Origin of the sequence: [Mycoplasma] falconis (genome assembly GCF_006385795.1) — a bacterium.
GTDB lineage: Bacteria > Bacillota_I > Bacilli_A > Mycoplasmatales > Metamycoplasmataceae > Metamycoplasma > Metamycoplasma falconis.
The window spans coordinates 1-11711 of sequence record NZ_VFSS01000004.1; the positions used below are offsets into that span (position 1 = coordinate 1).

The 11711-nt window shown below is 26.8% G+C and carries 11 protein-coding genes; 4 read left to right on the forward strand and 7 right to left on the reverse strand.

Translation table 4 applies throughout. The annotated features are described in order from the left end of the window. The 4 genes from FJO69_RS07000 to FJO69_RS07005 all read left to right on the forward strand — a co-directional run. The coding region (locus FJO69_RS07000) for a ComEC/Rec2 family competence protein (RefSeq protein ID WP_211333782.1) at positions 1–642 on the forward strand (642 nt) is incomplete at its 5' end. Positions 643–703: 61 nt separating this feature from the next. Next, positions 704–1282 (forward strand): protein-tyrosine phosphatase family protein, encoded by a 579-nt coding sequence (locus FJO69_RS01510; RefSeq protein ID WP_140781243.1) that lies wholly within the window; start codon positions 704–706, stop codon positions 1280–1282. 22 nt (positions 1283–1304) lie between these two features. Beyond that, on the forward strand, positions 1305–1880 hold the full coding sequence (locus tag FJO69_RS01515; protein ID WP_140781244.1) for a Vmc-like lipoprotein signal peptide domain-containing protein: 576 nt from the start codon (positions 1305–1307) through the stop codon (positions 1878–1880). A 129-nt stretch (positions 1881–2009) separates the two neighbouring features. Then, the gene (locus tag FJO69_RS07005; protein WP_140781245.1) at positions 2010–4982 is read left to right on the forward strand and encodes a DUF885 family protein; all 2973 of its coding nucleotides are present in this window, start codon (positions 2010–2012) and stop codon (positions 4980–4982) included. A 38-nt stretch (positions 4983–5020) separates the two neighbouring features. Here the strand turns inward: FJO69_RS07005 and ligA are convergent, their stop codons facing one another. The 7 genes from ligA to FJO69_RS01555 form a co-directional block, all read right to left on the reverse strand. Then, positions 5021–7021, reverse strand: coding sequence for an NAD-dependent DNA ligase LigA (gene ligA, locus FJO69_RS01525; RefSeq protein WP_140781246.1), 2001 nt, complete (start codon positions 7019–7021; stop codon positions 5021–5023). A gap of 1 nt (position 7022) precedes the next feature. Then, the gene (locus tag FJO69_RS01530; protein WP_140781247.1) at positions 7023–7970 is read right to left on the reverse strand and encodes an energy-coupling factor transporter transmembrane component T family protein; all 948 of its coding nucleotides are present in this window, start codon (positions 7968–7970) and stop codon (positions 7023–7025) included. An 11-nt stretch (positions 7971–7981) separates the two neighbouring features. Continuing rightward, positions 7982–8998, reverse strand: coding sequence for an ATP-binding cassette domain-containing protein (locus FJO69_RS07010; protein WP_140781248.1), 1017 nt, complete (start codon positions 8996–8998; stop codon positions 7982–7984). Beyond that, positions 8989–9786: an energy-coupling factor transporter ATPase gene (locus tag FJO69_RS01540; RefSeq protein WP_140781249.1), complete on the reverse strand. Its 798-nt coding sequence runs from the start codon at positions 9784–9786 to the stop codon at positions 8989–8991. Before FJO69_RS01540 ends, FJO69_RS07010 begins: the two co-directional genes overlap by 10 nt. 50 nt (positions 9787–9836) lie before the next feature. Further along, a complete protein-coding gene (gene hpt, locus FJO69_RS01545) occupies positions 9837–10379 on the reverse strand; it encodes a hypoxanthine phosphoribosyltransferase (protein WP_140781250.1) in 543 nt (180 codons plus the stop codon). Beyond that, positions 10366–11025: a deoxynucleoside kinase gene (locus tag FJO69_RS01550; RefSeq protein ID WP_140781251.1), complete on the reverse strand. Its 660-nt coding sequence runs from the start codon at positions 11023–11025 to the stop codon at positions 10366–10368. The genes hpt and FJO69_RS01550 overlap by 14 nt, the downstream gene beginning before the upstream one ends. A 196-nt stretch (positions 11026–11221) precedes the next feature. Beyond that, positions 11222–11701, reverse strand: coding sequence for a hypothetical protein (locus tag FJO69_RS01555; RefSeq protein WP_140781252.1), 480 nt, complete (start codon positions 11699–11701; stop codon positions 11222–11224). Positions 11702–11711: the final 10 nt, after the last annotated feature.

Genomic DNA, 11711 nt, shown 5'->3' on the forward strand with positions numbered 1-11711 from the left:
ATATTTGCTAAATTAAAAATCAATAAATTTATAGCCAATTTCATAATTTTAAATTTACTTTTAAGCTATTTAATATTAATTAACTTTTTAATAAGTGCAACTAGAGCTTTTGTTTTTATCTTATTAATCAGTGTTAATGATTCCTTTAAAAAGAAATTAAAAAATATCGACTCATTATTAATAACTGCTTTTATATTTGTTTTAATAAATCCTTATATTTTTTACAATTTTAGTTTTATATTGTCTTTTGCTATTACGTTTGTAATTCTTTTATCTATTGAAATAACAAAAACTTGAAAAAATGGTTTTTTAAAATTTATTTTTACTTTGTTTTTAGCTTATTTTATTTCAACTTTAATAGTAAATAATTTTGAAAATAAAATTAATATTTTAGGTTTTATTTATCAATTAATATTTATGCCAATAATTTGCTTAATTTATGCGCTTTCTATTATTTTTTGTTGAAGTAATTGGATAACTTATTATTTATTTTATTCTTTTAACTTATTTATAAACTTTATTAGCGTTTCAATTATTAATATTAATTTTAAGTTGCCTTATTTTCTACCAATTGTTTGCGTTTATTTAATTTATGAAATTTATTTTTTCAAATTAATAAAGAAAGAAAAAATTAAAATGTAAAATGACGCTTTTAACTTTAATACTAAAAATATATTTAAAACGACGTAATATAATTTATATTATGAAAAAAACATTTAAATTATTAACTTTAACTTTGCCGATTTTTGTACCTCTAATAACTATTTCTTGTTATAAACCTGTTGAACCCAATCAACCTAATAATCAAACGAAACAAGATGATAATAATTATAAAAAACCTGAGGATCCTAAAAAACCTAATCGTTATGGTGATATAACTGTTACTTTGTTGGATGTTCAACAACTAGAAAATATTAAAGAGAGTTTTAAATTTACATTAACTAATGAAGGTAGAAAAGAAAATTTAAATCAATTAATTTTAGAAGTTAATAATTTATTAAGTAAATATAAAATTGTTTCTAATAATTTAAATGAAGATTTAATTGAAAAATATCAGCTAGAAACAGAACAAACTCAGAAAATTTTAAAAGATTCAAATTTTAAAAAATTATTTAATTTAGTAATACCTGAAAAACTTGAATTTTGAGGGCACCCTGTTTACATTAAATTAATTGCAAGTAGTAAAGATAAAAATTTACCAGCCTTAATTTATACAGTTTTATGTCCAGATCAAAATTACGCTATTGAAGCAAAAGAAACTATTCCGGTAGATACTTTATAGAATTTGTTTTATAATAAAACTTATGATTAAATTTAAAACAATTTTACCTTTTGCTTTAATTGCTTCAACAGCAATAATTTCTTCTTCATGCAATAATAAAAATCAAGAAATAGAAAAAAATAATGACAAAAAACCTCGAGCAACTTTGGGTTTTCAACCCAAAAAAACAGAAATAAAAGATCAAGAAGATTTTAGTGACTTATCTAAAAAAACATATGGACTTTTAGATTCTTCACAACTGGATAACATAAAAAACTTGTTTTCTTTTAAATTAACTGATTACGGAAGAAAATTAAGCGCTTATCACCAGTTAGAAATTATTAAAAAATTAAGAAATAAATTGTTAGCAAACGGCTATTCTGAAGATAATTTAATATCAGGTTTAGCAAACGAGGAAGAATTTAAAAAATATTTTGAAATTTCTTATCCACTGTTGCCTTTTATATATGGGCATCCGGTTTCAATAAAACTTTTTGAAGAATTTAATGACAAAAAAGTTCCATGTATAGTTTACGAAGTTAGATGTCCTGATATTATCAATTCAAAGGGACAAATGACAATCGAAACAATAGAAGCGATATATTTAGATCAAATTTAATAAGCTACAGCTTATTTTTTTGTTAATTTAACTTAAAAAACAGCACAAAAAAATATAAACCAAGGTGTATATTATTGTTATAATTTATAAATATTGAATCAATTAAAATAGAAGATTAAAGGAGAAAAAATGGCTAAAAAGATCAATAAAGGTGCTGCTTTTGTCGGCGGTGCTGCCGGAGCAATGATAGGAGCACTTGGATTAGGTTTAGTTTTAGGTTTCACTGCCTTAGATAACAAGACTGTAGAAATTAGATACGACCAAGAAGCTGCAAAAGAAAAATTAGCTTCAGAAATGAAAGCTTCAGATTTTGCTGTTGTCGGATCGGCATTAACAAAATATGAAGTTGTTAAAACCCAAGCCGATGATGCCGAAGGAACATTGGATTTATATGTAAAAAACCTTAAAACAAATCAAGTAGAAAAACATACTTTAGAAGGTTTTAAAGTAGATCCAGAAGCTGTTGAAGTAAGAGAAAAAGCAAATCAATGAAACGAATTATTTAACACAAGAAAAGATTTAAGAACAGCTTACAGTCAAAAAGTGACAATGTATAGAAAATTGGCTAGCAAAAAAGATCTAACAGAACAAGAACAAAAAGCTAAAAAAACATTAGAAGACGAAATAAACAACTATTACAGACCTGAAATATCAAAAATTGAAAAAGAAATAAAAGCTTTAAATTTAGACGATGTTTTATTAAGTAAACCAGGTAAAAAATCTGAAAGCGAACTTAAATACGTAGCTCAATATATCAAAAATGTAAAAGATGAATTTGATAAAGATTTAGCTAAAAAAGGTTACCCAGACAATATTTATGCATTAGCGGTTTCAGATGAAGACGCTCAAAAAATTTTAGAATCAGTAGACAATTTAATAGCTAAATTAGAAATTATTAATAACGATAATTTAAATAATGATAGCTTTGTGTGAAAAGAAAGTTTATTATACAACGCTAAATTATTAAAACAAGATTGAGAAGCAGGAACAAGAATTTTAAACTCATGAGGTTTAAATTCAGGAACACAATTCCCATTAGAAGCATTTAATAGCACAATGACAATCTTAAATGATAAAAACATTGATATTTATGCAGGGCAAATTTCAAACTTAAAGGATGTTCCTTTAAAATGAATTAAAAATTACGAAACAGCTATTGAAAATAATTTTGTGCCATCATTACAAATTATTAAAATGAATATTAGAAGCATTTTAAATAATGTTTATGGTAGCAAATTAGTAGAATTTGTTAAATCAGAAAAAGATTCTATTACCGTTAAAGAATTAATAGGCGTTGATGAAAGTGTATCATTGAGCGAAGCGAATCCAAAACAACGTATTAATGCTTTTTACAACTTTTATGCAACCAAAATGTGAAATGCTGCTGGTGGAGAAGGCGATTTAACTTTAACAAAAACTAATATTGAATCAAACCCAGAAGTGGAAAACATTTTAGAAGTAACTGCTGATAACCAAATCGTTAAATTATACGGTGTTGGTTTAACTCAACAAGAATTAGAAAAAAATGATATTGGTTACGGTTTTATTAAAGGCAATGACAAATATAGCGGTCAAAAGTTATATGAACAATTAGTAAAAATGTCAACAACCTTTGACTATACTCCTCAAGAACTATATGATAAGGGTTATGATTTAGTAAAACAATCAAAAGAAAAATACATTACAATCGCTAATTTATTAGCAGATGAAATTGCTGGTAAAAATAGAATCTGAACAACAACCATTAAATACGACGAAGATGGAAGCGGTGCAGGACAACCAGAAGAATTAACAATTACTATTAGAGATGAAAAAGGAAACGTTGATTTTAATAATTTTGTTAAATGATTGAATTCAGAAATGTTTTTCTTTGGACGTGAAGGATCAAGCGTCTACACCCAAGACTTTATGAATTTATTAAATTCAAACGAAAACCTAGCCTCATACAAACAAAACTTACAAAAAAATGGTTATGGTAGATTTGCTGAAGAAAGTAAAAAAGACGAAGCTTACAATAGCATTAATTATCAAGAATATTGGTATGGTGCTTTAAGCTCAATTAAAGCTTATTTACAATTTAAAGATGTAGCTACTCCAAATCTATTACCTTACTTTGGAAAACAACTAAACAATTTTGATTTTACAGCTTATCCATTTAAAGTTAGAGCAGAACAAGGCGCTGGAGCTTACAGTCCTTCAACAGGTACATTTAGTTACAACCCAGACCCATACTACACCATTCCTAAATGAAGTCTATCTTCATTAACAACTCACGAAACTGTTATGGGACACCACGGTCAAATTGATTATGCTAAACAATATGCAGCAGACGTTGATGGAATTAAATTAAACTTAGGTATGTCATTTACTTCATATCAAGAAGGTTGAGCTTTATTTAGTGAACTATTAGCAGTTCCATTCGGACTATATGGTACACCTGATTTAAGTTCAAATGACTATATGGCTATTCCTAAATCATTTGATTTAGCTAAAGGCATTACCAGCTTCTTTACAACCACTGATGAAAGCAAGATTACTGATGAAATGGTAAATCAAATTAAAGATTTACACAACGGAATTTACTGACAGCTAGCTACTTCAATTAATAGTGAAACTAACGAAAAAGCTCATGCTAAAAAAGCAGTTAAAATTGCAAACATGTTGCAATACTTAGGAGCTATTAACGAATCTCAATTCCGTAATTTACGTTTAGCAATCGATACTTCAATTAACTACCCAGTACAAGGTAAAGAAGATTTACCTGGCGGAGCTTCATTAGCTCAAGCAAGACAATTTATGTTAGATAACTCAGCAATGTCAATTGATCAAATTGTAGTAGAAACTAGAAGATATAACGTTTACCCAGCTCAAGCCTTAGCTTATTTAAGTGGACGTGAAAAATTTGTTGATGCTTTAAATCTAGCAATTAACGCTAAACAAATGACTAAAAAAGAATTCTTCGAAAGTTCAACTTTTAAAGAAAATGGAGTTGAAATTCCTTTTGGCAATGTAGTTGAATTATTTGATCTTCTACTAAGAAACGGAGCTATTCCAACTGACACAGTTATTAAATTAACTGAAAAAGCTTACGACATTAAATAATAATTAAAAAAGCAGAAATTCAAATTCTGCTTTTTCTTTTAATCTTTAATTAATTCATAAAATTCGTTTTCATTGATTATTTTAACGTTTAATTTTTTAGCTTTATCTAATTTAGACCCAGCGTCTTGACCAACTAATAAATAATTAGTTTTTTTAGAAATTGAATTTAAAGTTATTCCACCGTTAGCTATTATTAACTTTTCAAAATAACTACGCGGTTTGCTTAATATTCCGGTTATAACAAGCGAATTATTATTTAGTTTATTATTTATTTCTTCTGTTTGATATTTTAAATCTAAGCCAATTTCTATTAAATCATTAATTAGCTTTTGATTTTCTTCTTGATTAACTCAGTTTTGTAAAGAAGTGGCGATTTTTTCTCCAATTTCATGATATTCAGTCAATGCCATAAAATCATAAGTTAAAAAACTTTTTAAATTTAAAACTTTTGAAGCCACAAATTTAGCAACTTTTGCTCCAATTAATTTTATAGATAAAGCAAAAATTAAACGATCCAGAGAATTAAATTTAGATTTTTCGATATTATCAATTATTTTATTAACTGATTTTTCACCCATTCTTTCAAGATTGCTTAATTGTTCTTTTTTATCTTTTAATTTATATAAATCAATAACACTCGTTAATAAATTATTATTAATTAATAATTCGATATTTTTATCGCCTAAAGTGTTAATATCCATGGCGTCTTTAGAAACAAAATGAACTAATTTACGTCTTTTAATTTCAGGGCAATTTTCGTTTAAACAATATTGTTCTAAACCGGTTTCGTTATCTTGTAAATTTGATTTGCAATAAGGACACAGTTTAATTTTTTCAAATGGTTTTAAATCTGATATTTTTGAAGCTAAACCAATAACACACGGAATAATTTCTCCCGCTTTTTTAATATAAACTAAATCGTTTTTATTAATTTGTAAATCAGTAATATATTGAAAATTATTTAATGTGGCAAAAGAAACTAGTGAACCAGATAGTTCTACCGGTTCTAAAGAAGCATTATAAGTTACTAAACCAGTTCTACCAATAGTGATGAAAATATCTTTTAAGGTAGTTATCGCTGTATCTGGTTCATATTTAAAGGCGATTGCTGAGTGAGGAAACTTAGCCGTATAACCTAATTCATCGTAATATTTAACTTCGTTAAGCTTAATAACAATACCATCAGTTTCATAATCTAGTTTTTGTTTAATGTCTTTAAAAGTATTAATATATTCTTTTATTGCTTCGATTGAAGTTATATGTTCGGATTCTAAAGTTGTTTGAAAACCTAACTTATTTAAAAAATCAAATTGTTGTTGCATCGTTTCAATATTGTGTTGCAATGGATCAACTACGTAATATAAAAATGCAGATAAATTTCTTTCTTTAACAATGTTGGCATCTAGTTGTCTTAAAGTTCCGGCGGCAGCATTTCTTGGATTAGCCATAGCCGGTTTATTTAAAGCCAAAAGACTTTCGTTTAATTTTTTGAAGTTAGATATAGAAAGATATATTTCTCCTCTTACTTCTAAATCTTTAAAATAATCAATTTGTTTAGGTATAGAAGCTATTTGTAAAACATTTTGTGTTACATCTTCCCCAACTGAGCCATCGCCTCTTGTTGTGGCTTGATATAATAAACCATTTTTATATTTAATTGAAACAGATAAACCATCGATTTTAGGTTCAATTCAAAAACTATAATTTAAAGTTATTTTTTTAATGTTGTCAATAAACTTTTCAATTTCTTCAATGGTATAAGCCTTATTTAAAGAAAGCATTGGTTTATCATGTTTTACCTTAGAAAAAATTTCTAAAGAATTAGCATTAATTTTTTGAGTAGGAGAATTTTTAAGTTCTTCATAGCTAAATAAATAACTATAAGTTTGTTCTAAATTTTTTAATTTATTAAAAGTTATATCGTAAATTTCATCGCTAACCAACGGATTATCTAAATCATAATAATGATGATCTCACTCGCTAATTTGTTTTTGTATTTGCAAAATTTCTTCTTTAATTTTAATTTCTTTTTCAGACATCTTAAACCCTTTGGTATGTTAAAACAAATCAATAAGGAAGTGGTACAGCATCAATTTGACAAACAGTTACCATCGCAACTAATAAACCGATAAATAATACAGCAATTAAATCTCTTCAACTAGGATTTAATTGACGATAAAAACTTCTTTTGGCATAAGGTTGATAGCCTCTTGAAGTCATAGCATCAGATAAATCATTAGCTTTATTAAAAGAAGAAACAAATAAAGGAATAATTAAAACAATAAAAGCTTTTGATTTATCTTTTAAATTTCCGTTTTTAAAATCGACTCCACGACTTGACTGGGCTTTCATAATTCTGCTTGATTCTTCTAATAAAGTCGGAATAAATCTTAAAGCAATAGAAATAATCATTGTAATAATTTCGGTTGGGATTTTAATTAATTTAAGTGGCAATAATAAATCATTTATAGCTCTCGTTAATAAAATTGGTTTAGTTGACACCATCAAGATTGTGGTAGTTAAAATAACGCCGTAAATTCTTAATAAAATTGAAAAAGTACGCACAATCGTAAATTGAGTAATTTGGAAAACTTTATCTGGACCAAAAGGGGCTCAGTATATGGTATTAATAAAAGTTTGATCGCGATGAATAACGTAAGCATCAATATTAAGGGTCGAAGATATTGGAATAAAATTATCTCCTTCGATGTTAGGCACAGCCCCTTTTACTGTAAACATATTGACAATAAAAATAAATAAAGCAATATAAAATGGAATTTTTAATTTTAAAAATACAGATTTTATCGATTTAGTAGCTATTACGTACATCACCATAATAGAAAGAACTAATATTCCTAAGGTGATGAAATAATTAGTTACAAATAGTAAAACAATAAAAATAACATTAGCCAAAAACTTTAATCTAGGGTCAAGTCGATGGATAAATGTATCAATGTTTAAATACTTACCAATAATGGCTTGTTTCATTATTCACCTCCTTATTTTTTATTATGATAAATTTGGTTTAATTTCTTTCCTAGTTCTTCTAAACTGGTTACTTTGCCGACATCAATTCCTTTTTCTTTTAAGCGATTAACAAAAGAAAGCAACTTTGTAGGAATTAGATTGTTGTTTTTTAATAATTCTTCGTTATTCAAAATATCGTATGTATTACCGTCTTGAATAATGGTACCATCTTTAATAAATAAAGTACGGTTTGTTCATTTTAAAGCGTTGTCTAAATCGTGAGTAACAATAATAATGGTTTTACCATCTTGATAAAGTTTATAAAATAGATGCAGCATTTCTTCAACACCTTGCGGATCTAAACCTGCCGTTGGCTCATCTAAAACTAAAAATTTTGGTTCCATTGCTAATATGCCGGCCAATGCAACTCTTCTTTTTTGACCTCCCGAAAGATCAAAGGGGCTTCTCTTTAAATAATCCAGTGGCAGTCCAACCATTTGAATATATTTTTCAGCCAATTCTTTTGCTTTATCTTTTTTAACTCCCATCGAAACTGGTCCAAAAATAATATCCTTTTCAATTGTAGATTCAAATAATTGATATTCAGCAAATTGAAAAACCACGCCTACTTGTTTTCTTAATGATTTAGCATTTTTAATTTTTTTAATTGTATTGGTAATGTTGATGTCAGTTTGAATAATTTCAAAACGATCACTTTTATTTTTTGCCTTTCATTTTTTTAAATTATTTTCATAATCTTGTAAGGCCAATTGATATTCATTTTCATTTTCAAACTTCTTAGCATTAGGTTTTTTAGGCTTTTTTTCTTTTATTTTTAAAGGGACTCCTTCAAAAAAAATACTTCCTTCACTCGGAGTTATTAAAGCATTTAAATGTTCTATAAAAGTTGTTTTACCTGAACCTGTAGGTCCGATAATAGAAATAGATTCCCCTTCTTTAATATCAACCGAAATATGATCTAAAACCTTAATATAAGTAGGAAATTTTTTATTATATTCTTTACTTATGTCGTTAACTTTTATTTGCATAATTGTTTTATTAACTCCTCCTCGTTATAAGTGGGTTCTATACCATCAATCATTTCGCTTAATTTGTAAATAAATGGAGAATCAATTTTAGCTATTTCAATGATTTCTTTGTCTTTTAAGATATCAATCGGTTTACCTTGGGCTATAACTTTACCACCAGAAAAAACAATTAATTCGTCTGCTAATAAAGCTTCATCCATATCGTGAGTAATTGAAATCAAAGTTTTTGAAGTTTTTTTATGTAGATCGTGAATTATTTTATAAATATCACTTCTACCCTTAGGATCTAACATTGAAGTTATTTCATCAAAAATAATTATTTTAGGATCAAGGGCTAGCGTAGAAGCAATTGCCACTCTTTGTTTTTGACCACCAGAAAGATTTTGTGGTTCATGATCTAAAAAATCTAGCATACTTACTTCTTTGGCAAAATGTCTGATAATGTCATACATTTCTTCGTATGTCATCATTTTATTTTCTAATCCAAAAGCAATGTCGTCTTCAACGGTTGAACCGATAAATTGGTTGTCAGGGTTTTGAAAAACAATACCAATCTTACTTCTTATTTCATTTAAATTTTCACTATTTACTTCTAAACCATCAATAATTATTTTTCCAGAAGTAGGTTTATAAATTGCTGAAAGAAGCTTAGAGAAAGTAGATTTTCCTGAACCATTGTGTCCTAAAATCGCAACGTATTTACCTTCTTCGATAAATAAATTAATATCATCTAATGCTAGTTTTTTTGCTCCTGGATATTTATAACTTAACTTCTTAATTTCAATCATAAATATAATTATAATTTATATTTATGAAAATAATAAAAGCCGGTATATTTTTATACCCGCTTTTTAAATGTTCCAATGTATGGTAAATTTCTCTTTTTTTCATCAATATCAAAGCCAAAACCAACAACAAAATCTTCTTTATTGATTTTAAAACCAAACATATCTGGTTTAAAATCAATTTTACGATTATCAGGCTTATCTAAAAGTGTTAAAACTTTTAATGATTTAGGATTTCTTCTTGCCAACATGTTATAAACAGTATTCATAGTTTTAGCTGTATCAACAATATCTTCAACAATTAAAACATCTTTATCTTCAATGTTGTTAGCTAAATCTAAAACTATTTTAACATTACCGGAAGAAGATTCACCTCCGCCGTAAGAACTAGCTATCATAAAATCAATTACAAAATCAACTTCAACGTTTTTAATTAGTTGAGCTAGGAAGGGAAATGAACCTTTTAAAAGACCAACTAAAATTAAATTATCAGAATTTTTATAAGTTTCATTAACTCATTGACTTAGTTCTTTTATTCGATTTTCTAATTGATCCTGAGTAAATAAAATTCGATCGATACAACTATCTATTTTCATGTTTAGCTGCCTCATCAATAATTTTAATAGCTTCTTCTAATACTTCTTTTTGAGTTAAATTATTGGTATCTAAGATAACATAATTTAAATTAAAACGTTGTGCTATTTCTTTAAAAATCTTTAAATAATTAGTATGTAGATTTTTAAAATATTCATAGTTTTGTTCCCAGTTATTAACTTCACTTTCACGTCCTCTTTTTAAAATACGTTTTTTAAAAGTATCAAAGTTAATATCTAAAAAGATCGCCAAATCGGGTAATTCTTCTTCGCTTATTAATCTTTCAAATAAGGCGTCATAAGCATCTAAATACCTTTGTCCTTTTTCAGCCAAAATTAACTTAGCAAAAATATAATGTTCTATTGAGAAACGATCTAGAAAAATATGGTCATTTTCATATTTGTAGTTGTTTTCAGTATATTTTTTAACTATTTCAGTAAATTTTGTAGAGTGGTTTTCGACAATATAAGATTGGAAACCAATTGTTAAATTAGGTTTCTTTTCATATAGTCATTTTAAAAAAGTATTAAATACTTCGTCATCTTCTTCAAACTCATGTAGCATTAAAGAAGTTTTATAGTGCTTATGTAATTTTTCAGATAGCGAACTTTTACCGGCAGCTATCATACCGCTAATACCAATAATCATAATTACTCCCTTGTTGATTTTATTTAAGATTATTTTATCAATTAATAAAGCTTATTTTTAACTTTTAAAAAATAAAAAATTGGTCAATTTTTAGGTTTAAATTACCTTTAAAAAAATAATTTAGAATTTGTTCTTGTTTTATGAAGAAACTAAGAAAAAATAAAAAGCGTCTTTGTTTAACGCCTTTTTGTCAACATTATTTTTCTGTTGTTATAACTTCTTCTTGAGGTTCACTTGGAGTTTTTTTCATCAATTCTTTAATGTGTAGTTTTAGTTGTACGGCTCCGATTAAAGCAATAACTGGACCAATTATATACATAACAAATGTTAATCCAAAACCTACTCATAGTAAAACTTTAAAAGTTCTTGCTTTTTCATCTAATTTTGAACTAGCAGCTAAAGCAGTAAACACTAAGTTGGTAATAAATACTGCAAAAGCTCCTCCAAAAAATGCTAAATTTAAGATAAAAACAGTTATCGAAGCAACTAAAATTTTAGTATTTTGTTCATTGGCTTCTGTTGATTCTGTATTTTTTGGTTGATTGGCAACAGATTTGTAAACAAATAATTGTAAAAGAGACAACACAATTAAGGTTAATACGCCAAATATTATTGCCAAAATATTTGTTATCATTGCCCCTCTGGCTCTTTTATATTGTCTTTGTAAGTTTTCCATTATTCTTCCT